22 protein-coding genes are annotated in these 26,475 nt (G+C 57.4%); 6 read left to right on the top strand and 16 right to left on the bottom strand.

What is annotated here, in order from left to right; genetic code table 11:
* Positions 1-10 precede the first annotated feature (10 nt).
* The gene (locus BN5935_RS10255) at positions 11-1,669 is read left to right on the top strand and encodes an MFS transporter (protein ID WP_064976029.1); all 1,659 of its coding nucleotides are present in this window, start codon (positions 11-13) and stop codon (positions 1,667-1,669) included.
* A gap of 70 nt (positions 1,670-1,739) precedes the next feature.
* Here BN5935_RS10255 and BN5935_RS10250 read toward each other — a convergent pair whose 3' ends face one another.
* From BN5935_RS10250 to BN5935_RS10220, 7 genes are all read right to left on the bottom strand, one after another.
* Positions 1,740-2,150 (bottom strand): GtrA family protein, encoded by a 411-nt coding sequence (locus BN5935_RS10250; protein WP_064976028.1) that lies wholly within the window; start codon positions 2,148-2,150, stop codon positions 1,740-1,742.
* Positions 2,143-2,922, bottom strand: coding sequence for a polysaccharide deacetylase family protein (locus BN5935_RS10245; protein WP_064976027.1), 780 nt, complete (start codon positions 2,920-2,922; stop codon positions 2,143-2,145). Before BN5935_RS10245 ends, BN5935_RS10250 begins: the two co-directional genes overlap by 8 nt.
* The gene (locus tag BN5935_RS15550) at positions 2,919-3,653 is read right to left on the bottom strand and encodes a glycosyltransferase family 2 protein (RefSeq protein ID WP_235821078.1); all 735 of its coding nucleotides are present in this window, start codon (positions 3,651-3,653) and stop codon (positions 2,919-2,921) included. Before BN5935_RS15550 ends, BN5935_RS10245 begins: the two co-directional genes overlap by 4 nt.
* 122 nt (positions 3,654-3,775) lie before the next feature.
* Positions 3,776-4,852 carry a glycosyltransferase family 87 protein gene (locus BN5935_RS15545; protein ID WP_235821077.1) on the bottom strand — a complete coding sequence of 359 codons (1,077 nt, stop codon included), beginning with the start codon at positions 4,850-4,852 and terminating at the stop codon, positions 3,776-3,778.
* Between the two features lie 102 nt (positions 4,853-4,954).
* Complete coding sequence (locus BN5935_RS10230) at positions 4,955-6,100, bottom strand: glycosyltransferase (RefSeq protein ID WP_064976024.1); 1,146 nt, start codon at positions 6,098-6,100, stop codon at positions 4,955-4,957.
* A gap of 253 nt (positions 6,101-6,353) precedes the next feature.
* On the bottom strand, positions 6,354-6,896 hold the full coding sequence (locus BN5935_RS10225; RefSeq protein ID WP_064976023.1) for a ferritin-like domain-containing protein: 543 nt from the start codon (positions 6,894-6,896) through the stop codon (positions 6,354-6,356).
* Positions 6,897-6,968: 72 nt separating this feature from the next.
* Entirely contained in the window at positions 6,969-7,700 is a 732-nt protein-coding gene (locus BN5935_RS10220) for an acyl-[acyl-carrier-protein] thioesterase (protein WP_064976022.1), read from the bottom strand.
* Positions 7,701-7,787: 87 nt separating this feature from the next.
* Here BN5935_RS10220 and BN5935_RS10215 point away from each other — a divergent pair, with 87 nt between their 5' ends.
* The 5 genes from BN5935_RS10215 to BN5935_RS10195 all read left to right on the top strand — a co-directional run bounded on the left by BN5935_RS10215 (position 7,788) and on the right by BN5935_RS10195 (position 14,556).
* Entirely contained in the window at positions 7,788-8,399 is a 612-nt protein-coding gene (locus tag BN5935_RS10215; protein ID WP_064976021.1) for a hypothetical protein, read from the top strand.
* Positions 8,400-8,551: 152 nt separating this feature from the next.
* Positions 8,552-9,265 (top strand): DUF2975 domain-containing protein, encoded by a 714-nt coding sequence (locus tag BN5935_RS10210; RefSeq protein WP_064976020.1) that lies wholly within the window; start codon positions 8,552-8,554, stop codon positions 9,263-9,265.
* Positions 9,266-9,317: 52 nt separating this feature from the next.
* Positions 9,318-9,536, top strand: a complete 219-nt coding sequence (locus tag BN5935_RS10205; RefSeq protein WP_064976019.1) for a helix-turn-helix domain-containing protein — start codon at positions 9,318-9,320, stop codon at positions 9,534-9,536.
* A gap of 35 nt (positions 9,537-9,571) precedes the next feature.
* The gene (locus BN5935_RS10200) at positions 9,572-12,382 is read left to right on the top strand and encodes a M16 family metallopeptidase (RefSeq protein ID WP_064976921.1); all 2,811 of its coding nucleotides are present in this window, start codon (positions 9,572-9,574) and stop codon (positions 12,380-12,382) included.
* Between the two features lie 113 nt (positions 12,383-12,495).
* Positions 12,496-14,556 (top strand): LTA synthase family protein, encoded by a 2,061-nt coding sequence (locus BN5935_RS10195; protein ID WP_064976018.1) that lies wholly within the window; start codon positions 12,496-12,498, stop codon positions 14,554-14,556.
* A 75-nt stretch (positions 14,557-14,631) separates the two neighbouring features.
* Here BN5935_RS10195 and BN5935_RS10190 read toward each other — a convergent pair whose 3' ends face one another.
* From BN5935_RS10190 to BN5935_RS10150, 9 genes are all read right to left on the bottom strand, one after another.
* Positions 14,632-15,843: a DUF5689 domain-containing protein gene (locus BN5935_RS10190; RefSeq protein WP_064976017.1), complete on the bottom strand. Its 1,212-nt coding sequence runs from the start codon at positions 15,841-15,843 to the stop codon at positions 14,632-14,634.
* Positions 15,844-15,861: 18 nt separating this feature from the next.
* Positions 15,862-18,708: a carboxypeptidase-like regulatory domain-containing protein gene (locus BN5935_RS10185; protein ID WP_064976016.1), complete on the bottom strand. Its 2,847-nt coding sequence runs from the start codon at positions 18,706-18,708 to the stop codon at positions 15,862-15,864.
* Positions 18,709-18,726: 18 nt separating this feature from the next.
* A complete protein-coding gene (locus BN5935_RS10180; RefSeq protein ID WP_064976015.1) occupies positions 18,727-19,761 on the bottom strand; it encodes an endonuclease/exonuclease/phosphatase family protein in 1,035 nt (344 codons plus the stop codon).
* Between the two features lie 24 nt (positions 19,762-19,785).
* A complete protein-coding gene (locus BN5935_RS10175; protein ID WP_235821075.1) occupies positions 19,786-20,994 on the bottom strand; it encodes a DNA/RNA non-specific endonuclease in 1,209 nt (402 codons plus the stop codon).
* Between the two features lie 136 nt (positions 20,995-21,130).
* The gene (locus BN5935_RS10170) at positions 21,131-23,584 is read right to left on the bottom strand and encodes a DUF5689 domain-containing protein (protein WP_147625806.1); all 2,454 of its coding nucleotides are present in this window, start codon (positions 23,582-23,584) and stop codon (positions 21,131-21,133) included.
* A gap of 249 nt (positions 23,585-23,833) precedes the next feature.
* A complete protein-coding gene (locus tag BN5935_RS10165; protein WP_064976012.1) occupies positions 23,834-24,301 on the bottom strand; it encodes a DUF4293 domain-containing protein in 468 nt (155 codons plus the stop codon).
* Positions 24,302-25,258: a glycosyltransferase family 2 protein gene (locus BN5935_RS10160; RefSeq protein ID WP_064976011.1), complete on the bottom strand. Its 957-nt coding sequence runs from the start codon at positions 25,256-25,258 to the stop codon at positions 24,302-24,304. It abuts the gene before it with no gap.
* Between the two features lie 9 nt (positions 25,259-25,267).
* A complete protein-coding gene (locus BN5935_RS10155; RefSeq protein ID WP_064976010.1) occupies positions 25,268-25,846 on the bottom strand; it encodes a DUF4199 domain-containing protein in 579 nt (192 codons plus the stop codon).
* A 17-nt stretch (positions 25,847-25,863) separates the two neighbouring features.
* On the bottom strand, positions 25,864-26,466 hold the full coding sequence (locus tag BN5935_RS10150; protein ID WP_064976009.1) for an L-threonylcarbamoyladenylate synthase: 603 nt from the start codon (positions 26,464-26,466) through the stop codon (positions 25,864-25,866).
* Between the last annotated feature and the right edge of the window lie 9 nt (positions 26,467-26,475).

The following is a 26,475-nucleotide window of genomic DNA, read 5'->3' as shown; positions in this document are numbered from 1 at the left end:
CAAACAAATAATGGTAGAAAAGCTACAACTCACACTGCGGGATTCAGCCGCTGTACGCTGGACGGCATTGCTGTTCCTCGCATTCGCCATGTTCTGCTCGTATATCTTCATGGATATACTCTCGCCGATCAAGGACCTGATGCAATCGGAACTGGGATGGAACTCCACCGCTTTCGGAACGATGCAGGGTTCGGAAACGTTCCTGAACGTATTCATCTTCTTCCTGATCTTCGCGGGAATCATCCTCGACAAGATGGGCGTGCGGTTCACGGCCGTACTGTCGGGTGTCGTAATGCTCGTCGGAGCGTCGATCAACTGGTACGCCGTGACGAAAGGTTTTCAGGAAACCGCCCTCGCGGCTTGGTTCAACGACCACCTGAACTACATCCCGGTCTTCGACGAACTGGGCATCTCGCCTTTCTATAAAGGCATGCCCGCGTCGGCCAAATTCGCCTCGGTGGGCTTCATGATCTTCGGCTGCGGCGTCGAAATGGCCGGAATCACCGTTTCACGCGGTATCGTCAAATGGTTCAAAGGCCGTGAAATGGCATTGGCAATGGGCTCAGAGATGGCTCTGGCGCGTCTGGGCGTTGCAACCTGCATGATCTTCTCGCCGATGTTCGCACGTCTGGGCGGACAGATCGACGTGTCGCGCTCGGTGGCTTTCGGCGTGATACTGCTCATGATCGCCCTGATCATGTTCATCGTCTATTTCTTCATGGACCGCAAACTCGACGCCCAGACCGGCGAAGCCGAAGAGAGCGACGAACCGTTCAAAATACGCGATATCGGCAAAATCCTGTCGAGCAGCGGCTTCTGGCTCGTCGCCCTGCTGTGCGTGCTCTACTACTCGGCGATCTTTCCGTTCCAGAAATATGCGGTCAACATGCTGCAATGCAACCTGACCTTCGTACAACCGGAAGCCGGTTCGTTCTGGGCATCGAATACCGTGACCATGCTGCAATATTGCATCATGCTGGTGGTGGCCGCAACAGCTTTCGCAAGTAATTTCAGCAAGAAAAACAGCATGAGATTCGGATTGCAGGCCGTAGCGGTCGTTTTCCTTGTCGCGTTCTGCTACATGGGATACATGCGCCAGTCGGCCGAAACGATCTTTGCCGTATTCCCGCTGCTGGCCGTGGGCATCACCCCGATCCTCGGCAAATTCGTCGACACGAAAGGCAAGGCCGCCTCGATGCTGATGGTCGGCTCGATCCTGCTGATCGCCTGCCACCTGACGTTCGCGTTCATCCTGCCGATGTTCAAGGGCAGCGGCGTGGGCGGAGTATTCGTCGCCTATATTACCATTCTGGTGCTGGGTGCGTCGTTCTCGCTGGTTCCCGCATCGCTGTGGCCCTCGGTCCCCAAACTGGTGGACAACAAGGTGATCGGTTCGGCCTATGCGCTCATTTTCTGGATTCAGAACATCGGTCTGTGGCTCTTCCCGCTGCTGATCGGCAAGATACTCGATGCGTCGAACCCCGCAATCGTGCAGGCGGTCGAGAACGGTACGATGAGTCAGGCGGAAGCCGCCACACAATACAACTACACCAATCCGCTGATCATGCTCGCATGTCTGGGTATAGCAGCATTTATCCTCGGCTTTATCCTCAAAGTCGTGGATAAGAAACAGGGACTCGGGCTGGAACTGCCCAATATCAAGAAGTAGCCCAAGCTACACCCCGAATAAATGAAGAAGGAGACCCTGCTGTGCGATGCGCGGCAGGGTCCGTTTTTTCTCAGGATTTCCGATGCCCGCGGAGGGCGAAGCGGACCATCAGGAAATTGATGGGAAAGGCCACCAGAAAGACGCACAGCGGTGCATAGAGCTTCGGAACGCCCGCCCACAGCCAGATTTCGAGCAGCACCAGTTCGTTCACGAGGTTGATGAGGTGGGCCGCCAGAAAGCGCACGGCACGACGCGCGGAAGGCCGCACGCGGAACGTAAAATAGCTCGACAGCAGAAAGTTGCAGACGATGCTGACGCAGAAGGCACAGAGATAGGCCACGGCCGGATGGAGGTCGTCGAAGCTCCGCACCAGCACGACATAGGTCGCATAATTGACCGCCGTGGCGACGCCTCCGACCGCGGCGAAGCGCACGAACGAACTCTCGTAGAGCGCCCGAAGCAACACCGCTACCCTATTCATCGCAGCCGAGGTATTCGCGGGTGGTCGAAAACCGGCAGCCGCGGGCTTTCAGCCACTCCAGCAGTCGGGTGAATTTCCGCTGCAATTTCTCCCCCGAGCAGTGCGTAAGATAGCCCGGAACCCCGAAAGCCGGATCGCCCAGCCTTGCGGAAAACTCCCACGGATGGAAATAGAGGTTGAGATGCCCGTCGCGGCGCAGAGCGCTGCGGCACAGCCGTTTATAGATCGGCAGCGGCATGACGTGCAGCGAAATCCAGAACAGCGGCACCCGGAAAGGCGCGGAGACCGAAACCGGATAGATCGTGAGCCCCTCCTCCTGCGACACGGAACGCGGAGCCCGGAGGTTGTTATAGCGCGTCGGAATCCACGTCGGATTGACCGACGAGTTATAGGCATACCCGGCGTCCCGAAGCGCTGCGGACGAAGCGACGGCCAGCCGCGGGGCGCGGTAGCCGACGATGCGCTGTCCGGTCAGCTCTTCCAGCACCCGACGGCTGCCGGCAGGATCGGCCCCGGCGGTCAGCCCGTGGCAGTAGTCGTGCGAGGCCACCTCGTGCCCTCCGGCGACGATGCGGCGGACGAGGTCCGTGCGGTTCAGGGCGAAATTGGCCGTCGTATAGAACGTGGCCCGCAGATCCAGCCGGGAGAGCAGTTCCAGCAGAAATTCCAGCCCTTCGGCGCTGACCGAAAGCTGGGTGCCGAGATCGATTTCACGGCCCCTTTCGAGCGGGAAATCGAACTCCTCGACGTCGAAACCAAGTGTCACGTTCATAGGCGGACAGCGATGCGGAAAAAGTTTTTCAATTCACGGAACAGCACCCGCGGGGACATCGTCGACATGACGACCCCGTCGCGGAGCGAGGTCTCGACCTCCTCGATGCGCATACGCTTGTCGCGCGCGGCGAGGACGACGAATTCGGTGTCGAACAGGAAATCGGAGATACGCGTGCGCAGCATGACCGCCCGGGCGCGGGGCGAAAGACCTTTGAGGCCGCCCTGCGTGTCGGTGTGGCGAATGTTGAGGAAGATGCGGTTGAGCAGTTTCGACCCGTAGGACATCGCCTTGCGCAGAAGCGAAAGCTGCGAATGGTAGCTCGCATTGCGTACGGCGATCACCACGTCGGCTCCGGCGAACACACGGTCGATCACCCCGCACATCGACTCCGCCGTGTAGGGCATGTCGATGTCCGTATAGACGGTATAGGGCGCCCGGGAACGTGCGATGCCGGCACGGATGGCCGCGCCTTTGCCGCCGTGGGGAATGTCGACGATCTCGACGTCCGGAACGGCCTGCCGGAGAGCCGCCCGCTCCTCGTCCCCGAAATTGCGCGGCGAGCCGTCGTTGACGACGATCAGATGCAGCCGTTTGTCCGGATAGCGCGCGCAGAGCTCCGCGAATGACCGGGCCAATGCGGGCACGAACTCCGAATCCGGATTGTAGCACGGGCAGACGATGTCGAGCCCGTCGCCCGGTTCGGCCGGCCGGGGCTCCTCCACAGGCACCTCCGCACCGGGCAGGGTCTTGTAGCCGAGGAGGACATCCGTGACGGCGAAATCCTCATACCACAGCCTCCGGATGCAATGGAGCCAGATGGCGAAATACGGCAGCGAGCGCAGCGCGTAGGCTACGAAAACGCCACGGTAGAATTTAGTCGGGAGTAAATTATAGGAGAAACTGGCGAAAAGGGCCAGTAGGAGCAGTGTCCATTCGAGCCATCCTCGTGAGGGGGGGGGAAATTAACCCACCAGATACCCATGCCGAGCGCAGCGATCACATAGCCGCTGTGTTCGCTGCCGCTGCTGAACAACACGATGAACAGCAGGAGCGAAGCCAGCATCGTCAGGCGGTAGCTGAGGTGTTTGTACTGCCCGATACGCAGGTAGGAAAGGAGGAACAGCACCATGGCGGGCACGATGATCAGCAGGTCGGAATAGGACGCCGAACCGCTGATCTTGCGCACACAGCCCACCAGCGAGATGTTCGTATAGGCGCAGAACATATTCTCGCCGTTCTTCTGCGCAATATCGACGGCCCACGCCTGATACTGCGACCAAAGATATTCGGGGCTGACGAACAACAGCGGCAGCAGCAGGACCACAACAGTCCACAGCGCCATGCAGCCGATGAAACGTCCCTTGCGCCGCACGAAAAAGAAAAAGGCCAGCCCGACGATGCCGTAAATCTTGACGAACGTGCCGATGACGATGAACAGCGCGGCCCATCCTTCGCGGCGTTTCTCGATCATGGCCAATGCACCGACGACCAGCGCCGCGACGGCGATGTTGAACTGCTGTTTGAAGGCGGCGCCGTAAAAGTCGTTGAGCGTCAGCCACAGCACGAGACTCGCCAGCACCACGGGGATCGGCAGTTGCCGGACGGCCCAATAGAGCAACAGCGAAAGGCTCATGCACCACAGCGACATGCCCAGCCACGGCGGCAGCACGGCGAACGGTGCGATGATGAAGGCAAAGACAGGGCCGTAATGATAGATGTCCCCGTACTCGAGCGGATAGGGTTCGTAAAGGGGAAGCGAGGCGAACAGATGGTCGAAAGCCCCGCGGAAAACCAGAAAGTTGTTGTAGTTCTGAGGCCCGGCCAGCGACTGCGTAATGCAAATCCAAACCGTGCAGAGCAACCACACAGCCAATACCACACGGGGATTCAGCAATCTGGCTTTCAGATTGATCGATTGTGACGCCACAATATAAAAAGTAAGAGTTAGGTTCGGCAAAGATAGGCCATTTCGCCCGAATAACCAACAAAACGGTGAAAAAGCGACTCTTTGCGGCCCGATCCCACCTCTTTACGGCTCCGGGGTGACCACCCGGTAGAGCTCCGTGATGCGGTTGCACATCTCCTCCCACGAGAAGCGGCGGCGCTCTTCGACGCAGTTTTCCCGAAAGCGCTGCAACGTGTCGCCCTCATACATCCGTTCGATCGCATCGGCGACCCCCGCCGTCGTGGGCTCGCAGACATACCCCACCCGGCCGTCGGGCACGATCTCGGCCAGTCCCCCGACCTTCGTGACGACCATCGGCACGCAGAACTGGTAGGCGATCTGCGTCACGCCGCTCTGCGTGGCCGTTTTATAGGGCTGAACGACGAAATCGGCCGCCGAGAAGTAATATTTCACCTCGTCGTCGGGGATGAAGCGGTCGTGGAGCAAAACCTCGTCCTGCAGGCCGTTGTCGGCGATCTGTTTCAGATAGGGTTCCTTCGCCGTGTAGAACTCCCCCGCCACGATCAGCCGGCGGCCTTCGGTCTGCCCGGCCCGTTTGAGCCGCGTCCACGCATCGAGCAGCAAATCCAGCCCCTTGTAGTCGCGGATCAGCCCGAAAAAGAGCACATAGCGGTTCGCAGGGTCCAGTCCCAGCCGCACGCACGCCTCGGAACGCGCGACCCGCTCGCCGAAATTCTCGAACAGCGGGTGCGGCGAGAACAACGCCGGGGCATCGGTATAGGCGCAAAGCTCGCTGCGGACCTGTTCGGACATATAGACGAAACCGTCCACCGAACGCAGGTAATAGCGGTTGAAGAGTTTGTCGGTCAGGTGGTGTTCGTGGGGTTCGACGTTGTCGATCTGGCACAGCACCTTCGTGTGGCCGTTGCCGCGGGCCAGCCGGGCGATGGTGCCGAAGCAGGGCGCCATGAAAGGCGTCCAGTATTTCATCAGCACGAAATCGGGACGTTCGCGCCGGATGCGGCGGCCGATGCGCACCCAGTTCAGGGGATTCATCGTGTTGACGCACCGGCAGATGCGCAGGTCCGCAGGCGGCGGCGTATCGACCGTCTGACTCTCGCCGGGGAACAGCAGCGAGGGATATTGCAGCGTAAAGGTTTTGATGTCGACCTCGTTGCCCCGCCGCTGGAACGTGCGGGCCATGATCTCCATGATCGACGCCAAGCCGCCCCGGTAGGGGTGCGCAGGTCCTAAAATCGTAAGTTTCATCTTATCAGAATATTCCGGCTATTATACACCGTTCATTCGCCCCGGCAACCTGATACCCACGGCCTTCGGCCGTATATGCAAATCTGCCCCCACCCTAAATCCCTCCCTCGGGAGGGACTTATATGCCTTCGGCAAACCGGGGCTTCAGCAGGTCCCTGCGAATGATTCAAGTACAAATATAACCGAAAAAAACGGGACCCCGGCAAAAGGATTCCGTTTTTTGCATCAGAACGGCTTTTCGCCGCGCAAACGCCTATTCGCCGCCGCCCGGGTGCCCGAAACTCTTCGATGTGTGCTTGCTGCCGGCGGCCGACTGCAAGGCCAGATACTCCTCACCGTAATCGATCAGGTTCTGCAGCTCGGTGCGGAACGTGTCGAGGTGCTGCTCCTCCTCGGCGATGATGTCCTGAAACATCTTGTGCGTCACGGCGTCCTTGTGCTCGGCGGCGACGCGCGAAGCCTCATTGTAGCTGTCGATCGTACTCTGTTCCAGTTGCATGGCCATGCGCAGCATCTCCTTGGCGTCGGTGACCTGCTTGGTCCGGAACGAGGCGTTCATGTCCACGTCGCCCTGCAGGAACAGAATGCGGTCGGAGAACTCCTCGATATGGCGCATCTCGGCGATCGAGATCTCGCGCATGATCTTCGAGAGGTACTGATAGCGGTCGTCCTCAAAATGGGTGTGGAAATACATGTATTGCAGCGAGGTTGCGATCTCCTTGCCCACGGCATCGTTCAGCAGGTCGATGCTCACCTGATACTTGTTCTGTGTCTGTGTTTTAGTCGCGCTTTCCATAATGAAAAAGGTTTTGCCGCGATAACTGCAAAACCCGTTCCACAAGCCGTCGGCGCAACACGCCGCCCGGACCTATTTCCATTCGATAGAGGCACGCACGGCCGCCGGTCCGCCGTCGGCCGAAATCTCGAACAGCGCCGAGTGTTCTCTCTGCTCACACCCCACCGTCAGCGTCTGCCCGAAACGGCACTCCTTCAGAAAGTGAATGTCCAGCCGCACGGGAGCCTCCCGGGTCAGCGTCTCGACGGGAAGCATGTCGAGCATCATCTCGATATAGCGCATGGTGTTGACATGGCGGTTGAAGTCGATGTCGCTGTACACGACGCGGTGTTCGACGCGCTCCGTGGGGTTCACCTCGCGGATCTTGCGCGGCTTGTCCGTCGGGGGTGCGGCGTCGACGATGGCATCGGCATGGGCGTCGCCCACCCACGAAAGATCTATCGCCGAACGGCTTTGCAGGTCGATCATCGCCCACTGCGTCACGGCGCGGCCGAATTCGCGTCCCGAAGCCACGTCGGTCAGCGTAAAATTACGCGTCGAAAGCACACGCCCGTAGTCGCTGATCCACGTCGCAACCGCATAATCGGTGTACTGCACGGGCTGGTAATCGAACTCCACGGCCATGCGCGAAATCACCCACGAGTGGTTGTCGGCATTCAGCGCATCGACGCCAAAGCCTTTGCCGTGGGCGTCGATACCCGCGGTATTGAGGATCGCACCCCCCAGCGAGGGGATCGTCGCCCGCAGCGTGAAATCCACATCCTGAGGTTCGACTCGGTAATTATAGCGTGTTTTTTCTGCCATTCGCCTGTATTTTATTGATTATGCAGGCAAATATACAAAATTTTTCCTACTTTTGCCGGCGACGCTAATCCTTAAAAATTTGTTTAAATGGAAATGAAAAAACTTGATTTCGCGGAAACCTTTAAAGACGCCATCACCATCGGCGTGAAGAACGCACCTTCGGTCATCGCAGCCGTCGCCCTGTTTTTGGTCACGATCTGGATTCCCTACATCAACATCGGAACCTTTATCGCCATCACCCTGCTGCCGACGCAGCTGGCCAAAGGCGAGGTGATCAACCCGCTGGGCATCTTCGACAGCAAGTACCGCCGTTACATGGGTGAATTCCTCATCACCATGGGCCTGATGGTCATTCCGACCTACATCGCCTTCCTCTTCATGTTCATTCCCGGCATCGTGCTTTCGCTCGCATGGTCGCTGGCCTACTACTTCCTGATCGAGAAGGGCAAGAACCCCATCGAGGCGCTCCGCGCATCGAACGACGCCACCTACGGCAGCAAATGGACGATGTTCGCCGTGGCGCTCGTATTCGGCATCGCCGCCTCCATCGTCATGCTGATTTTCTTCTCGATCTGCGGCATGATCAACGTCGGCTTCATCACGTTCGTCGTGATGTTCGCGCTGGTAGTGATCGTCATGTCGATCGGCATGGCCATCAGCGCTTCGTACTGGAAGCAGCTGAAGGACAACGTGGCGTAATTTCCCCGGTCCCCGGGTATATCTGCAAGGACGGCACTCGGTGTCGTCCTTTTTTAGGTCCAAAGAAATACTTTATCGAAAAACGATAAATATTATTTGTTTTTCGGAAATAAATGGTATATTTGCATCTGTAAAAACCAAACGAAAGAGAGATGCAAAATAAAAAATCGCTCCTGCAGCGCCTGCTGGTCATCTACATCACGTTCTTCATCGTGCTCGTGGCAAGCATCGCACACGGCATCCTGCCCAATTTCACGCGGGGTGCGGCCGAAGGCGTCGAGATGGGTAACGACATCGCCGAGAAGTGGAAATCGGGGATTCCCCGCATGATCTACATGCTGAGCGACATCCAGATCACCGGGCAGCCCGAAAACACCGTCGAGGTCGAGGCGGCCCCCGGCATGAAGATCAGCGCGAGCGTCAAACGGCTGGGCATGGTCGTCGAGCAGGACGCCCCCGGCAGTTCGGTGCTGGGGCTGGCGTTCCGCTCGGTGGGCGGCAGCGCATGGCTCTATGCACTGGTGATGCTCGTGCCGCTGCTCTATCTGGGCATCATCGTGCTGATGTTCGTCATCATCCACTCGCTGCGCCGTTCGATCCGCGAGGAGCGTACGCTCGACAAGCGGAATGTCTGGTATCTGCGCACCATCGGTCTGCTGACCATCCTCGCCGAGCTCATCAGCGACACCGTGAACTGGGCCATGAACAGCCGCGCCGCCGAGTTGCTGGCAGGAAGCGGTTACACCGTGAACACGGGATTTCACATCTCCTACGCCATGATCATCATGGGTATTCTGATCCTTTTCGCCGCCGAGGTCTTCGCCATCGGCCAGAACCTGAGCGAAGAGCAGAAATACACCATTTAATATAAGGGAACGACATGCAAATACGAACACACAACACGAGGGGGAGGAATTTATGGCGATAATCATCAACATAGACGTAATGATGGCCAAACGTAAGATGTCGCTCGGCGAACTGGCCGAACGGGTCGACATCACGCCCGCCAACCTCTCGATTCTCAAGAACGGGAAGGCCAAGGCCATCCGTTTTTCGACGCTCGAGGCGATCTGCCGCGAACTCGACTGCCAGCCGGGGGATATCATCGAATACCGTCCGGAAGAGATCAAAGAATGAAAACCTTTAAAATAACACCCATGAAAAAACTGATGATGCTGGCCGTTGCGGCATTTGCCGCCGCCGGCGCCATGGCACAGATGAACCAGCCGATCCCCACGGACCCCGAACTCCGCACCGGGAAGCTGGAAAACGGGATGACCTATTACATCCGTCACAACGAAAAGCCGAAGGGACAGGCCGATTTCTACATCCTGCACGATGTCGGAGCCATTCAGGAGAACGACTCGCAGCAGGGCCTCGCCCACTTCCTCGAACACATGGCCTTCAACGGTACCAAGAACCTCCCGGGCAAGCAGCTCACGGAGTATCTGGAGACCGTAGGCGTGAAATTCGGCGCCAACCTCAATGCCGGCACGAGTTGGGACCACACGGTCTACAACATTTCGGACGTTCCGACCTCACGCGAGGGGATCATCGACTCGGCGCTGCTGATCCTGCACGACTGGTCGCACTTCATCGCCTTGGAACCCGAGGAGATCGATTCGGAGCGCGGCGTGATCATGGAGGAGCTCCGCACCCGCGACGGCGCGTCGTGGCGCTCGACGATGAAAATGTTGCAGGCGCTGGGCAAAGGCACCAAATACGAGCACCGCAACCTGATCGGCTACCTCGACGGACTGAAGAGTTTCCAGCATAAGGAACTGGAGGATTTCTACGCCCAGTGGTACCGTCCCGACTATCAGGCCGTTGTCGTCGTGGGCGACATCGACGTGGACGCCGTGGAGAACAAGATCAAGACGCTGATGGCCGACATCCCGGCACCCGCCGCCGATGCTTCGCAAAAGGAGACCATCGTGGTCCCCGACAACGAGGAGCCGATCGTGAGCATCTTCACCGACCCCGAAATGCAGGGCACGAAGGTCCAGCTCTTCATCAAGCGTCCGGCACTCCCCGAGCAACTGGGCAACACGATCGTCGCCGAGGCCAACAACGTGATCGAGGCCTATATGACGACCATGGAGAACGCCCGCCTGCAGGAGATCGCCATGCAGCCCGACGCGCCGTTCCTCGGCGCCGGCATGGGCACGGGCGACGTGATCGGGGTCATCCCGACGCTCAACGCCACGGTATTCGTTGCGGCGACGCAGAACGGCAAGCTGGCCCGCGGCTTCGAGACGCTCTACACCGAGATGGAGAAGGTCCGCCGTTACGGCTTTACGCAGGGTGAGTTCGAACGCGCACAGGAGAACCTGATGCGTCAGGCCGAACGCACCTACGCCAACCGCAACGACCGCCGCAACCGCGAGTTCGTAAACACTTATCTGGACAATTACCAGAAGAACTCCCCGATGCCCGACGCCGAGACCGAATGGCAGCTCGACAGCATGCTGATCAAGATGCTCAATGTCGATGCCGTCAACGCTTTCGCCGCCCAGACCATCACCCCGACCAATCAGGTCATCCTCGTCAACGCCCCCGAGAAGGAGGGCCTCGTGACGCCGACCGCCGAAGAGCTGCTCGCCATCCGCAACAAGGTGGCCGCAGGCGAGGTTACGGCTTACGAGGACAATGTGATCAAGGAGCCGCTGATCCCCGAAGGCACCGTCCTCAAGGGTTCGCCCGTGAAGACGACGGCCGAGGACAAACTGCTCGGCACGACGGAATGGACGCTGGCCAACGGCACGAAAGTGGTCGTAAAACACACCGATCTCAAGGCCGACGAGGTGCGCATGAGCGTCGTCGCCAAAGGAGGTCTGTCGGTGCTCTCCGACGCAGAGTTCTACATGGGCGAGATGATGCCCGCCATCAACTCTATGTCGGGTGTCGGCAAGTTCCCGGCTACGGAGCTCAAGAAACAGCTTTCAGGCAAATCGGCCTCGGTGCAGCCCTCGGTGCAGAATTACAACAGCGCCATGAACGGCGTCTGCTCGCCCAAGGACATCGAGACGATGTTGCAACTGCTCTACCTCAACTTCACGCAGCCGCGCTTCGACCGCTCGGATTACGACAACCTGATCAAGATGCTCCGCGCGCAGTTGGAGAATGCCCGGACGAACCCCGACTACCTGATGCAGGAGAAGGTGATCGACGTCACCTACGGCGACAATCCCCGCCGGCAGATGATGTCGAACGAGATCGTCGACAAGTTCGACTTCGAGCAACTGCCCGCCATCTATTCGAAACTCTACCCCGGTGCCAACGGATTCGTCTTCACGTTCGTGGGCAACATCGATCCCGAGACGCTGAAGCCCCTCGTGGAGAAGTACATCGGTTCGATTCCCGTCGCCAAGAAACCCCTGAACTACGTCGACGACAAGGTCGCTCCGGTCAAAGGCGAGGTCGCCGAGGAGTTCACCGCCCCGATGCAGCAGCCGAAGGTGTCGGTAGTCTACTACTACTCGGGCAAGATGCCCTACACGCTCAAGGACAAGCTGGCCCTGACGTTCCTGACTCAGGCGCTCGATTCGCGCTACCTGATCTCGATCCGCGAGGAGAAGGGCGGCACCTACGGTGTGCAGGTTCAGGGTTCGACGGGGTACATTCCCCGCGAGACCTACGACATGACCATCTCGTTCGACACCAACGAGGAGATGGCCGACGAGCTGTGCGAAATCGTGCTGAAGGAGATCCGGGAGATCGCCGAAAACGGCCCCAAGACCGAAGATATCGAGAAGAACCGCGAGTTCATGCTCAAGAACTGGAAGAACAGCCTCGAGATGAATCAGGGCTGGATGAACTACATTCTGGCCAAATACGGCTCGGGGCTCAACTATGTCGGCGAATACGAGCAGGCCGTCCGCGACCTGACCAATGCCGACGTACAGGCCCTCGCCAAAAAGCTCCTCGCCGACGGCAACCTCGTGAAGGTCGTCATGCGCCCGGCGAAAACAAAGGAAAAATAGAACAATTTTTCAAACCAAATCGAGAAGGCAGCCCCGAAAAGGCTGCCTTTTTCACGACTCGAAACAACCAAAAATAGTTAACTTTGTCCGCAATAACAATCAACTGACATATCATGCAAAAAAGCATCCGGCTGGTCTCCGGCCTCTACCTCAAACTCGCTCTATTGACGGTGGCCGTAGGTCTCGTGCTGCGTATCGTACTCCTTTTCAACGCCCAGACGACCTCCCTGAGTTTTACGTTCGGCGAATGGTGTGAAATATTCCTGCTCGGCGCCGTGAACGACTTCTGCGCCGCGACCGTGGGATTCGTCTTCCTGTGGCTCTTCCTGCTGAGCGTCTCGCGCACCAAGTACGCCAAGCCGTGGGGATGGATCATCCTCGGGCTGCTCGCGGCGGCATTCTGCTATGTCGCGTTCTTCAACACGATCTTCGACGAATACGGAAGCGTCGCGCCGCGGATCGCCATGTACGTTCTGGGCTACTGGGCCGTGACCTTTGCGCTCAGGCTCTTCCTGCCCGGATTCCGCAACCTCTGGACCACCGTGTGGTTCGCGCTCTTCATCGTCATCTATGTGGGCGCCATCGTCTTCAACGGCCTCAGCGAATACTTCTTCTGGAACGAATTCGGCGTCCGCTACAACTTCATCGCCGTCGATTATCTGGTCTACACCAACGAGGTGGTGGGCAACATCATGGAGTCCTACCCCGTCGTTCCGATGACACTCGGCATCATCGTCGTCACGCTGCTCATCACATGGTATCTCTTCCGCCATGACCTCGTCCGTGCCGAGGAGCTCAAGGGATGGCAGTGGAAAGCAATCGCCGGCCCGGTCTACATCGCGGCGCTGCTGGCGGCGGTCGGCCTGCTGAACTTCAACACCCGCTTTCAGGACAGCGGGAACGTCTATGTCAACGAACTGCAAGCCAACGGGCTCTACAAATTCTACGACGCCTTCGTCAAGAACACCCTCGACTACCCCCAGTTCTACATCACGCGCCCCGAAGCCGAGGCCGAAGCCTTCGTACACGGGATTTACGGCAGTACGGGCGACAACCTCCGCGCTGTGCAAGCCGGGGAGGGGCCGGAGATTCATCGCAACATCGTACTTATCACCATCGAGAGCATGAGCGCCTCCTATATGGAGCGCTTCGGCAACACGGAGTCGATCACGCCGGTCCTCGACTCGCTCTACCGGCTGGGCATGGCCTTCGACCGCGTCTACGCCACGGGCAACCGCACGGTGCGCGGACTGGAGGCCGTGACGCTGTCGCTCCCGCCCTGCCCCGGGCAAAGCATCATCAAACGCCCGAACAACGCCGGAATGCACTCCACGGGAGCCCTGCTGCGTGAGAAAGGCTACAACGTGACCTATTTCTACGGCGGCAACAGCTATTTCGACAACATGGAGACCTTCTTCTCGGGCAACGGCTACGATATCGTCGACCAGAAGAGCTACTCGCCCGACGAGATCACTTTCGCCAACATCTGGGGTGTCTGCGACGAGGATGCCTACCGCAAAGTGATCCGTACCCTCGACGAACAGTCGCACGACGGCAAGCCGTTCTTCGCCCACGTCATGACCGTCAGCAACCACCGTCCCTTCACCTACCCCGCAGGGAAGATACGCATCCCCAACGATTCGAAATCACGGGCCGGCGGCGTACTCTACACCGACTATGCGCTGGGACAGTTTCTGGCCGAAGCGTCGAAACAGCCGTGGTTCGACAATACGATCTTCCTCATCACCGCCGACCACTGCGCCTCGAGCGCGGGCCGCACCGAAATTCCGTTGCACAAATACCACATTCCGGCGCTGATCTTCGCCCCGGGATTCGTGGCTCCGCAAGAGGTCAGGGGCATCGTTTCGCAGATCGACCTGATGCCCACCCTGCTGTCACTGCTCAACATGGACTACGACTCGCATTTCTACGGCCGCAGCATCTTCGATCCCGGCTACATCAACCGGGCCTTCATCGCCACCTATCAGGATCTGGGCTACCTCGAGGGCGACACGTTCACCATCCTGTCGCCCGTGCGCCGCTGCGAGCAGTACCGCGTGGTTCCCACCGAGGAGAATCCCCACCACCTCGAACCCGCCGAAGAGACCGACACGGCGCAGGTCGACCGGGCCGTCTTCTACTACCAGACCTCCTGCAAATGGAACAAGCGCTGAGGCGCAGACCGACACAGCACAAAAAACTGCGGCCCCCGAAAAAGGGGCCGCAGTTTTTATCTGTCCACGACGGAATTATTCGCCGGTATAGTCGTCGCCGCCGTTCTTCACGGGAGGATCGTAGGAGGATGCCGGCGTCATCCGCTCGATCTCTGCCTCCGTCAGCAGGTCCTCCGCCTTGAAGTCGAGGTCCTCGATCCGGTTGACTGAAATCTGGAACTGAGCCTGATCCCACCTCTGACCGTAAACACCGTAGATACCGAGCACGTTACCCACAGCGCCGTCCTTGGGAATAGGTTTCATGGCGAACTGCGAATAGCCGCTCGTGCGAATCCCGTAGACCCCCGGATTCGCCGTATTCGTCTCGCTCTCGTTGTAACACATCAGCACCGAACCGTAGAGGCGCACGTTGTTCACATTATAGGCCCAACGATACCATGCGCCGTAACGGGGCGATCCCCAGTCGGTGACGATCCATGTCGGATAGGGATTCTCGAACGTGCCGTTCATCATCGGGGGATTCGTATTGCCATCCTGATTCGGAATGCCGGCATAGCGGATCTTGACGTTCTTGAAACGCACCAGACGTCCCAACTGGTCCTCGCTCAGCGAAGTGTAGTTCGAAGCGTCCACTTCAAAGATGTCCGAAGCCTCCAGCTTCACATAATCCCCGGGGAAAACGTTCAGTTTGGCGACCCTCGGGTTGTCGAGGTTCGAGTTGGCGTAGTACTTGTGCGTGCCGGCCGTATTGATGCCGTCCGAGGGAGCCCCGCCGATCGAAAGCATCATGCGGTAATTGCCCAGATAGAGGCCGTCGAGGCGCACATAGACCCACTGGCTCTCCATCGTGTTCAGGTCGAGCAGGTAATCGAGGTAAAGACCGTTGTAGAGCTTGAGCTCGATGGCGGCCGTACCGTCGTAAATGTAGAGCGACTTGTAGATGTTGCCCTGACGGTCGCTGCTGATGACCTTGCCTCTGATATACTTGTTGGAGGCATCGGGGCGCCCCTTGAGGCTGATGAACTGCATCTCGTCGGGCGTGAGTTCGCCGAATTTCAGCGTTTTGGTGTTCTCCCAGCCGTTGTTGTTGGTACCCGTGCCGGAGATGCCGCCGAAAGCCTCCGTGAACCAGCCCTTCACCGTCTTGATCGAGACCTGCTCCAGCCCCATCAACGACATATCTTCGTCGGTGTAGAGCTTCCGCGGGCCCGGGGTATCGAAATCGTTGTAGCATCCTGCGGCCAGAACGCCGACAAGGAGTGCAAATGCTATTTTAAGACTTTTCATAATAGATTCTCTTCTCGGTTAGAAACGGAAATAGACATTCAGGTAATAGGTCGTACCGAACAGGTAGAAATACTTCGAGGGGAAGCGGCCGTAGATATAGTCGCCGCCCTCGCCGCGCACCTTGCTCATACGCATCTGCTCGTAACCGCCGGTGCGGATGTCCTGATCGTTGAGGATGTTCTTCACCTCGAGGCTGAAGCCCAGCATGTAGTTGCGGTGGATATACCAGTTCTTGCCCACATTGGCGCTGAGGGTGTAATAGCCGCCGAACTTCTCCTGATTGCGGATCTTCTTCACCGACGCAATGGCCTGCGCCAGCACTTCGACATCCGGTTCGGGCTTTGAAACCTCGGCGACGATCTGGTTGGTGTAGTACTCCGTGGCCGTGGCCGTGCGGTACAGCGGGTTCATCGAGAGGTAGAGGTTGTCGTAGTAGTTGAAGTTCACGCCTGCGAACCAGTTGCGCGGTCCGCGGTAGTCGAGACCGATGTTGAGGGCCAGTTGCGGCGAGCTCTCCACATGGAAGCCGTCCCAGTTGACCTTATCTTTCAGCACGATCCGGTCCATGTTGTCCACCGTCTGCACGAAGTTGGGGTTCGACGTGTAGGTGTACTCGCCCCAGCTTACCGCACCGACGACCGACAGGCCCTGCCATACCGGAACCGAAAGGCCCAATTCCACGCCGTAGTGCTCCTTGTCGATGCCGCTCATGGCGAAGTTGGTGAACGAACTGCGGGTATCGTCGTAGAACGAGATGACCTTCGACTGGTCCTTGATCGTCGTATAGTATCCCGACAGACGCGCCTTGACGTAAGGCAGGTTGAGGTTATAGGTGAGGTCCACGCCGAATACCTTCTCGGCCTTCAGCCCCGGAGTGGTCGTATTGCGCGTGCGCGGCGATACGAATGCCGTTGCGAACTTGGGAGCCTGCTGCAGGATGACTGCGTTGGCCTCCAGCGAGTGCGCGCCCGAGAATTTGTAGCCCAGCGAGAGTTTGCCTTCGTAGGTCAGGTAGTCGAGCTTCTTCGAGTCGCCCTTCGAGTTGTTGGGGAACAGGCCCTTGCGCCACATACCCTCGCGGTACATCTGCGAATAGCCGACCGATCCGGCCAGACCCAGCGAGAAACCGCCGATGCCCCATGTATAGTTGGCCCATGCATTGGTTTCGAGCAGGTGCGCCCGGTAGTAGTAGCCGTACTTGTCGCCGACACGGGCAACACGGGCGTGGCCCGTCTCCCAGTAATAATCCAGATCGTTCTGGTAAGCCTCCGTGCTGGCCATGTCGCGCTCGGCGAACTTGTCGATGTCATACCAGTAGTCGCCGCCCAGCAGATCCTTGACCTCCGAATAGTAATTCGTCCGGTTGATGCGCAGGTTGGCGCCGCCGACGATGCGCATGTTGTTGCGGATGTTGTGCTGCACGTTGACTGCCAGATTGTAGTCCAACTGGTCGGTGTGGCGCTCCTCGATCATATAGTTCGAACGATATTGATTGCCCATCAGTTTGGACAGCACGGGGTCCGTATCAATGTATTGGTTCTTGTGGAAGAAATCATCGAAATCGAGCATACCGTCCCACACACCGGCTGCCGTGATGGCATCCTGCAAATAGAAATAGATCGTCTGGTCGGTAGTAATGCCCGGCACGATCTGCGTCTGGTCCGACAGCGGCATATAGCGGTAGTAGTCGCCGCGGGGATCGGAACCGCCGTTCCACGTCAGGGCCGAATAGCCGTTCTTACCAAAACGCAGCGCCGTGGCAGCGTTCAGGCGCGTGTTCTCCGACATGTCCCACGAATAGTTCAGCATCACGATCGGCTCGTGGGTGTTGCGCACGCGCGAGTTGCGGAGCTTGCCGGCCTGATAACCCACGTTGGGGTTGTAGTAGTTGTTACCGAACAGGCGATAAGCTTCGTCGGTCGACGCCTGCTGGGCTCCGCGCTCCGAAGGCGACGCCATCAGGGTCAGCCCCAGACGGTGGTTGTCGCCGAAGAGTTTCTCGGCCGAAGCGAAGTAGGAATAGGAGTTGTAATAAACGCCGTCCACATAGCCGTTGCCGCCCTGACGGGTACCCACCGAGAAGGCATACGACCAACCGTTGTCCAACTGTCCCGAACCGTAGGAGACCATCGCGCGGAAACGGTACATCTGGTTGCCGTTCGACACGCTCACGCGGAAGCCCTTGCGCATCTGCGAGGCGCGGGCGTTGACGTTGGTGATGCCGCCGATACCGCCGATGCCGAAATCCGACGCCTCGAGGCCCGTGTAGTTCTCCTGATTACGCGTAGCGTCGTTCAGACCGCTCCACAGCGACCAAGGACCGTAGCCCGTCATGGCATCGTTGAAGCGGATGCCGTTCAGGTAGATGTCCGAATACTGCGAATCGTAGCCGCGGACGTTGAAACGCATCTCGCTGAAGCGGTACGACGCGATGTTGTTGAAGAGGTCCTTCGACGACGAGAGCGACGAGGGCAGCGCCTGCGTGTCCGACGAAGAGGAGTCGTTGTCGAACTCGGCGAAGATCGCGTCGTCCAGCACACCGCCGGCGGGGCCCGTCGGAACGATGATGACCGATTTGAGGTCTTTCACGTTCTGCTGGTCCACGCGAACCACCAGATTGAGCGGTTCGAACTCGGGAGTTGCGAACGACAGCGTATAGTCACCCTTGGGGAGGTTTTCGATAACGAAATTACCGTCCTTGTCGGTCATGACCGTCAGTCCCAGGTTTTCGATCTTCACCTGTACGTTGCTCAGTGCCACGCGGCCGTTGCGCGAGACCACCTTGCCGCGGATGCCTCCGTCCTGCGCATAGGACGTGAAGGTCACGGCGGCGAGCATCAGAATAAGTAGAACTTTAAGTTTCATACAACTATTTTAGAATGTTTATTTGGCAATGTAGATATAGACCGGAAAGTGGTCGCTGAAACCGCCCTGAAAGTCGTTGCCGACGAACGTGCGCAGCGGATATCCCTTGTACTGGCCCTCCTTCTGGATCATGTAGGGACGGCGGAAAATGCCTCCGTAGAACTTCGACTTGCCGACGGGCTGGATCTTCAGTTCGCCCGTGGAGCCCGTCGCCAGATTCTCCGAAACGACGATGTTGTCGAACAGGTTCCACGCATCGCGGTATGCCAGCGTGCCGTAACCGGCTTTCAGCAGGGCGATGAACGGGTTGAACATGTCGCCCTCCTTGACGTCCTTGATCTTGCCCTTGGCGCTCAGCCCTTCCACGACGCTGGCGTCCGTGGCGTCGTCGTTCAGGTCACCCATCACAACCACTTTCGTGGCCGGATTGGCCGCCGTCACCGAGTCGACGATATGCTTCACCTGCCGGGCCGCAGCCTCACGCTTGGGGTCCGAAGCCTCCTTGCCGCCCAGACGCGAGGGCCAGTGGCTCACGAGGAAGAAGAACGGCTCGTTCTCGATCGTTCCCCACATCGTGACGAAATCACGCGTCTTGAAGTTCGGCATCCCGGGCATCTTGAACGGAATGGCCTCGCTGCCCTCCAGCTTGAAAACGTCGGGACGGTAGTAGAAACCGACATCCACGCCGCGGGCATCGGGCGAGTCGTAATGCACGATCCGGTAGTTGCCGTGCGTGAGTTTCGGCTGGGCGATCACATCCTCCATCACCGAGCGGTTCTCGATCTCCGAAACGCCGATCACGACGGGGAAATCCTTGTCCTCGGCGGCGATGTCGAACAGCACGCGCTCGAGGTTCCCGAGCTTTTTGGTGTACTTGGCGGTGTTCCATTTCTTGGGTCCTTCGGGCGTGAACTCCTCGTCCAGCACACCCGGATCGTTGATGGTGTCGAACAGGTTCTCGAAGTTGTAGAAGACCACTTTATAGGGCTTCTGCGCAAAGCATGCCACCACAATGAGTGAGGCAAACAGTCCTGTCAAAAGGATTTTCTTCATAACAATGTGCAATTAAGGTCCTTATCAATATATTCCCGGCCAGTCGGAAACGTTTTTCTGGTTCTTGACCGCATCCGCTTCTTCGGGATCGAGGTTCTGGAAGAACCTGAAACCCGACAACGCCTCGACATCCTTCACCGTGCAGGCCGCCGTGGCGGCACTCGTCGCGGCCCCGGCCGCATCGTTCGTAAAGATGAAGCCGATGGTCTTCACGTCATCGACCGTAAGTTCCCAGAGCTCCTTACGCAGATTGCCCTTCTGCTTGAGCAGCACCTTCCAGCAATGCGACGGCACGGTGATCGGGCCGTTGGCGTTGGGGATCGTCGTCGATTTCTTGAAGCTGGCACCCGTCACCACATAAAGCGTGTCGTAACGCGTTCCGCTCGGCAGGGGCCCCCACTGGCGCACCCGGCCTTCGAGCGTCGCCCAGACGCCTTGGTTGAAATTACTGTTCTGCGGCATCATATTGGTCGCGTAGTAGGTCATCCGGTTGGTCGCATAGTTATTGTAGCGCGTGGCCTGCGGCAGCATGTGTCCGCGGTCGTACCCCCGCTGTCCGTAACCCGAGCTGATGTTCTGCTGATCGGCCGTCGGAATTACCGGCAACTGGTCGTTCGGATCGTAACCGAAAGCATTGACCCGCGACAACTGGGGCGCTTCGTAAAGAGCGTAAAAGACCGGATAGGCCACCCACTGCGACACCCGTGTTTTTTTGTCGTAGCAAACCGTAAAGTTGCGGACATATCCTCCTGCGAAATATTTATTGCCGACAAGCGTCGTGTTGTAGGTCTTATAAATATAGTTGGCGTCCTCGCGGTATTCGGGCAGTTCGCCCCACGCCCGGTCGTACTCCGGAGTTGCGGAGTCGGGCATCTGCCACAGCCGCAGGGTCACGGAATAACCGCCGGAATAGTCGACGGTGATCTCCGCCGAACGGTACTCGTCGGTGCGGTTCTCCTGCAGGTAGAGAGACAGCGCCTCTCCGACCTTGCCGCCCGCCGCCGTCGAGAGCTGTGACGCCGGATCGAACGAACACCACTCCTCACCCGCTGCCAGCGCGATCTTGGCCTGAAAGCTCTGCCCCTTCGGACCTTGGGTAAGGATTTTGTCCGTTGTGGTTATACAATTCACGGTCTTTGCTTCGAGCTGGGCAAGGGAGGTCACACCCCCGTCGTCATCGTCGCCGCATCCCGTGAAAAGGACAAGCATCGCCGACAGTAAAATGGCCGGCAAGCCTGTTTGTTTGATAAATTTCGGCATGCAAAAATAGCTAAAAAAGTCGCGGTCCGCAGACCTGTTTAGAAACCAAACTCTTGACGGGGTATTATCCCCGCCAAGAGTGGTTTGTTTTAAAAGTCAGTTTCCTTGACTACTGAAGTTTATACAACATGATAGATTTTTGTGTACCAGTATAGGTCGAGAATCTCTCCTGCCCAGAATTCGAGTTAAACATAAATTCACGAGATTTGTCCCCATCTTTGGTTGTGAGAGTCAATACTACCCACTTTGCTCCGTCGGTGTCAGTAGTAAACTCAGGAGTCCATTGGTAATTAGGAGTACTAACAGTTGGGGGTGTCTTCGTGAAATGACAGTTGTTTTTGTCACCGGAAACCCAGCCTACATATTCCTCGCCATACTTCATCGAATAATAATTCGTACCCTCAATCTTGGCAAGAGTTACCTTATGGTAATCTGCATTGAAAACAATATTTGTCCCATCGAATAAAGGAGCTTCGAGTTTCGTATAGGTAAACGTTGTCTTTTCCGCATCCGCTGCAAACTTTTCATTCAATATGTAACAAACCTTACCGTTAGGATAACCAACCACATAAGATCCCGACCAATCTGCAGGAGCTTCGGTAAGAGGTATATAGTTCGTAACATTTGCGGAAAATTGCGATAAAACAGCCGAAGCCTTCTCAACTCCTCCGACTTTGGCAACCAACTTGCCATTGAAAGCGGCGTTCGTGGTGTTGTTGCCTTTTGCCTTGACCTCGACGGTAGTGGCGGTTATCGTACCGACCTCGAAATATTCAGCGCCCTCGGAAATCTCGAACGTAGGATTGCCCGTGACATTCATGGCAACATATTCCACAGTCTGAGCAACGGGATTTTCAGCAGCAAACGCCGACGGAGTAGAGGTAAACTTCACAACGGGATCGGTCGATACAAGCTCGATCTTATCGGCAATGATGTTGAAATATTTGGAGGTATTGGTGTAAACATACCATCCGGTAACCTTCACGTCCATCCCGTTATAGACAATTGCATCCAACGATGCGGAAGCATCCAGAAGCGAACCGGTCTGTTCACCCGTATAGTCCGAGAAATCAATATTATAGAAGCCTTTCGACTCAGTCAGTTTACCGGTTACAGTAATGTATTTCAACGGTTTGAGGTTATCGATTTCGCTACCGGCGACTACCTGCGCCGCAGGAACGGTAATCGTACCGGTTCCGGTCACTTTGGTCACCTCGGCAGCAGCGTCGAACTGGAGCGCGGTCTTGCCCTCCATACCTTTCGCATAGGGAGCGACAGCTCCTGCCACCGTCACCAAATCACCGACAGCAACCGTCTGGGCCGTAGTCTTGTAAACGCAAATATAACCCGTCCCGTCACCGATAACAAAACTCTTTGCACTAATGCTTACAACCGTAGCCTTTTCGATGGTATAGCTGCCCTCAGCGGTGATTTCGCTAATCTTCGTAGTGGTGGTCTCCACTTCGAAGAGCGGCTCTGTCATACCTTTCAAATCGTCGGCATTGCGGGGCGAGATATTGCCCAGGTTGGAATTAATGGAAACACAGCCTTTGATGTAGCCCGATTTTCCGGGAATTTCAGCTGCTCCAGCCCAATCTTTGGTAAAAGAGCCGAACGACAGCGAGAACGACTCACCGGTACGGGTAACAAACGTCTTGTTCGCATAGCCGGAGCTGGCAGGATTGCTGTAATATTTCTGACCGATGATGTCTGCGGCTGGCTGCGAATAGACCTGCACATACTGCGACTGATATTCCGCCAATTTGGAAACATCCTCAACGGTGATAGGCTCAGGAGTATTGTTATTCGAGTCCAGAACTGTAATCTTAGGATCGGCAGTTGCATCCGTAAAGTTCACCTGAAGCGTTCCGAAATAGGATTGCTGCGAACCGCCTTTGAGTTCAAACTGAATTATATTACCCATCTTGGCAATGGTATTCTCCCCTTTTAAACGGATGAATAAACCAGCCCCCGGTTCGGTTGTGTTGTCGGCAATCATAAACGACTTGTTATTGATATTATTGCCTGCCACATCCGAAACAACAATACCCGTAACAATCATTGATTCCGTAATTTCGGTCGCTTTATCAGGAAAAGTCAATTTGTCGCGGATTTCTTTTACATTGGTAGCAACTTCCGTCGAACCATCACCGTTCTGCTTGACGATAACCGTGGCCGTCTTGGGAATAGGAATGCCCTCGAAAGACCCGTTCGTAAGCAGTTTGGCGGTAACCGAACGCTCGGCATCGCTTGCGGCACCCTCCCACTTGTCCACGGTGAAAGTCAGCGTCGTCTTGCCCTTGCTGCCCGTCTCCTTGCTGGGATGGCACCAAGTGGCCGTTTCATCATCTAAAGTCAACACCCAACTGCCGGTCGAAACGACCTCAATGGCGTCGGTAGTCCCTCCGTCGAGTTTCACGGCGACGGTCGTCGATGCCTCACCGTTGACGGTGATCGACGGCATCCCGCCATCGTCGTCCTTGTCATCGTCCGAGCAGGCGCTGAAGGTCGTGAGAGCCAACGCCGCACAGAACAATGTTTTCCATAAATTTACTGCTTTCATAGAGTTTAGCATTAAGTAAAAAAATAATTGTATGTAGCCAATATAGATTTCAATTCATTACATAATAGCAATATTATGTCTCAAAGATATAATTTATTTCCGTACCGGCAAAGGTTTGTAACATTCTTTTAATAATCAGATCAGTCCGTTTTTTCACCGATTTTACCACTCAGCGCCCTGTATTTACCGGGGACAAAAGACCCGGAACATGCTTATCGGCACACTCCGGGTCCAGTAATTTTGAACAGATCAGCGGATTCTGTCGGCCGCGCGTACCAGCAACTCGTCGCGGAAAATGGCCCGGGCCGCCAAGTATGCGAACAGCAGGCAGACCAGCGGCAGTGCAATGGCGGGACGGAACCCCTGCGTATGAAACGCCAAGTCGGAAAAGACCCGCCAACTCAGGAAGTAGTAAACGCCCTCCATGGCCACGCAGCCCAGCAACAGCACGATTTCGACCACGCAGAGGCGGATTTGCAGCAGGCGGCGGCGGAACAGGAAGATCGTGACCAGCGGCAGCGCACAGGCCAGCGCCAGTACCGCTCCCATATAAGCCGCAGGCTGTACGGCCTCGCCTTGGGCGGTCTTCAGCGCAAAGGCATAGAGCCCGAACTCGCCGGCGTCACCCGCAAACCACGCCAGAGGCGCAAAGAGCGTAACGGCCATCAAAGCCGTGATAATCAGCAGATAAAGCGTTTGGATTCGTTGTATCATCATTTACAAAGTTTTGTCGATCAGGTATTTGTTCCGTTCGGAGGAGCCTCTGTTGATAAGTTCCCCCAAAAACCCCGCCAAAAAGAGCTGGACACCGAGAATAACGGCCAGAATAGCCAGATAAAACAGCGGTTGGTCCGTCACGGCGCGCAAAGGCAGGTCGTGGAACTGCTTCCAGAGCTTCTCGGCGATGATCCAGACTGTCGTTCCGCCGCCCACGAGGAACATCAGCGTCCCGAGGCTGCCGAAGAAATACATCGGCGAACGTCCGAAATGCGACATGAACAGCACCGAAATCAGGTCGAGATAGCCTTTCACCATCCGTTCCATACCGAATTTCGAATGCCCGTACTTGCGGGCGTGATGGTCGACGACCTTCTCACCGATGCGGCGGAATCCGGCCTGCTTGGCCAGAATCGGGATGAAGCGGTGCATCTCGCCGTAGACCTCGATGGCCTTCACGACCTTGCGGCGGTAGGCTTTCAGCCCGCAGTTGAAATCGTGGAGCCGGATTCCCGACACGCTGCGGGCCGTCCAGTTGAAGAATTTGCTGGGCCAGCGCTTGCCCACGGGATCGTGGCGCCGTTTCTTCCAGCCCGACACCAGATCGTAACCCTCCTCGAGGATCATGCGGCGCAGCTCGGGGATTTCGTCGGGCGAATCCTGCAGGTCGGCATCCATCGTGATGACCACCTCGCCCTCCGCCGCCGCGAATCCGCAGTAGAGGGCCGCGGACTTGCCGTAATTGCGGGCGAAGCCGATGCCCCGGATGGCCGGATACTGCGCCTTGAGCCCCTCGACAATCTCCCACGAACCGTCGGACGACCCGTCGTCGACCAGAATCAACTCATACGAAAGCCCGTTCTCCCGGGCCACGCGGTCGATCCACGCCGCCAGTTCGGGCAGGGATTCCGCCTCGTTGTAGAGCGGAACTACGACCGATATATCCAGTTTATCCATGTTGTGCGACTACTCGTTGACCTCCGTATCGAACGGTTTCGGAGCCCGGGAGATCACCCCCGCAATGATGAGGCCGAAGATGCCGCCGAAGAGCAGGCTGCTCCACACGCCGCCCCAGAGCGTCTTCAGGATCGACGGCGCCGGGGAGTTCTGCAATTCGTTGACGATCTGCGACAACATTCCCTCGACCGAGCCGGAAGCGCCGCCCATCTGTGCGAAGAGGCCGGTCATCCACGAAACATAATGGTCGATATAGGCCGAATAGCCCACGATCAGATGCAGGTAAACCGCCTGCACGACGCCCACGATGATGCCCGCAAAGCCCGACACGGCCAGCAGGAACCCGTAGCCCTGTCCGAAGGTGAAACCCTCGTCGGCGGTATAGAGCTGCGAACGACGGCGCGTGTAGCGGTGCAGCAGGTAGTAGTGCAGCGCCGCGACGGCGAAAAATTCGAGGAGCATCAGATAGAGGAACCCCGTACCGCTCGTGAAAAATATGCTGTTCTCCAATACGCTCGACACGGCGAGCACCAGACCGATCACGGCTCCGCATTTCGCGGCCTCGTTCCAGAAATTGTTCTTCTCCATGCTATCGTTGTTTTAATCTATTCCAATTCTCCCTTGCCCTCGCGCAGTATCTCGGGCTCATCGCCCGTGAGGTCCACGACCGTCGTGGGCACGTTGTCGCCGATTCCGCCGTCGATGACCAGCGCCACGTCGCTGCCGTAGCGTTCGTGAATCAGTTCAGGGTCGGTCGTATACTCCACCACCTCGTCGTCGTCCTTCACCGAGGTCGTAATCATCGGACACCCCAGCGCCCCGACCACCGCACGCGCCACGGCGCTGGCCGGAATGCGGACGCCGATCGTGCGGCGTCGTTCGAGGGCCTTGTCCGGAATGCGCGCCGAAGCCGCCAGCACGAAGGTGAACGGTCCGGGAAGATTGCGTTTCAGAATCCGGAACACGGCGTTGTCCACCCGGCAGTATTCCGCGATCTGGGCGATGTTCTCAAAGACCACGGCGAACTCTCCGTTCCCCTTGCCCTTGATGCGGCGCAGTTTGTCGATGGCCTTGGCCGAGCGCAGCGAACAGCCGAAGGCATAGACGCTGTCGGTGGGATAGATGATGATCTCATCCCGCTCCAAAAGGTCCACCACCCGGCGCAGCTCCTTCTCCGAAGGGTTCTGTTCGTAAATCTTGGCAAGCATAGGACGACA

It is taken from the genome of Alistipes provencensis (assembly GCF_900083545.1).
Lineage (GTDB): Bacteria > Bacteroidota > Bacteroidia > Bacteroidales > Rikenellaceae > Alistipes > Alistipes provencensis.
Note: the sequence above shows the minus strand (reverse complement) of the source record. Positions and strands in the feature narration are given on the sequence as shown.

What these genes read in the sequence shown, in the direction of transcription:
- BN5935_RS10225 (WP_064976023.1), bottom strand. Translation starts at nt 6,896, where the DNA reads ATGGAAAGCGCGACTAAAACACAGACACAGAACAAGTATCAGGTGAGC.
- BN5935_RS10245 (WP_064976027.1), bottom strand. Translation starts at nt 2,922, where the DNA reads ATGAACGTGACACTTGGTTTCGACGTCGAGGAGTTCGATTTCCCGCTC.
- BN5935_RS10210 (WP_064976020.1), top strand. Translation starts at nt 8,552, where the DNA reads ATGCAAAATAAAAAATCGCTCCTGCAGCGCCTGCTGGTCATCTACATC.
- BN5935_RS10165 (WP_064976012.1), bottom strand. Translation starts at nt 24,301, where the DNA reads ATGATGATACAACGAATCCAAACGCTTTATCTGCTGATTATCACGGCT.
- BN5935_RS10200 (WP_064976921.1), top strand. Translation starts at nt 9,572, where the DNA reads ATGCTGGCCGTTGCGGCATTTGCCGCCGCCGGCGCCATGGCACAGATG.
- BN5935_RS10195 (WP_064976018.1), top strand. Translation starts at nt 12,496, where the DNA reads ATGCAAAAAAGCATCCGGCTGGTCTCCGGCCTCTACCTCAAACTCGCT.
- BN5935_RS10170 (WP_147625806.1), bottom strand. Translation starts at nt 23,584, where the DNA reads ATGAAAGCAGTAAATTTATGGAAAACATTGTTCTGTGCGGCGTTGGCT.
- BN5935_RS10230 (WP_064976024.1), bottom strand. Translation starts at nt 6,100, where the DNA reads ATGAAACTTACGATTTTAGGACCTGCGCACCCCTACCGGGGCGGCTTG.
- BN5935_RS10180 (WP_064976015.1), bottom strand. Translation starts at nt 19,761, where the DNA reads ATGAAGAAAATCCTTTTGACAGGACTGTTTGCCTCACTCATTGTGGTG.
- BN5935_RS10220 (WP_064976022.1), bottom strand. Translation starts at nt 7,700, where the DNA reads ATGGCAGAAAAAACACGCTATAATTACCGAGTCGAACCTCAGGATGTG.
- BN5935_RS10255 (WP_064976029.1), top strand. Translation starts at nt 11, where the DNA reads ATGGTAGAAAAGCTACAACTCACACTGCGGGATTCAGCCGCTGTACGC.
- BN5935_RS10185 (WP_064976016.1), bottom strand. Translation starts at nt 18,708, where the DNA reads ATGAAACTTAAAGTTCTACTTATTCTGATGCTCGCCGCCGTGACCTTC.
- BN5935_RS10190 (WP_064976017.1), bottom strand. Translation starts at nt 15,843, where the DNA reads ATGAAAAGTCTTAAAATAGCATTTGCACTCCTTGTCGGCGTTCTGGCC.
- BN5935_RS10155 (WP_064976010.1), bottom strand. Translation starts at nt 25,846, where the DNA reads ATGGAGAAGAACAATTTCTGGAACGAGGCCGCGAAATGCGGAGCCGTG.
- BN5935_RS10250 (WP_064976028.1), bottom strand. Translation starts at nt 2,150, where the DNA reads ATGAATAGGGTAGCGGTGTTGCTTCGGGCGCTCTACGAGAGTTCGTTC.
- BN5935_RS10215 (WP_064976021.1), top strand. Translation starts at nt 7,788, where the DNA reads ATGGAAATGAAAAAACTTGATTTCGCGGAAACCTTTAAAGACGCCATC.
- BN5935_RS10205 (WP_064976019.1), top strand. Translation starts at nt 9,318, where the DNA reads ATGGCGATAATCATCAACATAGACGTAATGATGGCCAAACGTAAGATG.
- BN5935_RS10160 (WP_064976011.1), bottom strand. Translation starts at nt 25,258, where the DNA reads ATGGATAAACTGGATATATCGGTCGTAGTTCCGCTCTACAACGAGGCG.
- BN5935_RS10150 (WP_064976009.1), bottom strand. Translation starts at nt 26,466, where the DNA reads ATGCTTGCCAAGATTTACGAACAGAACCCTTCGGAGAAGGAGCTGCGC.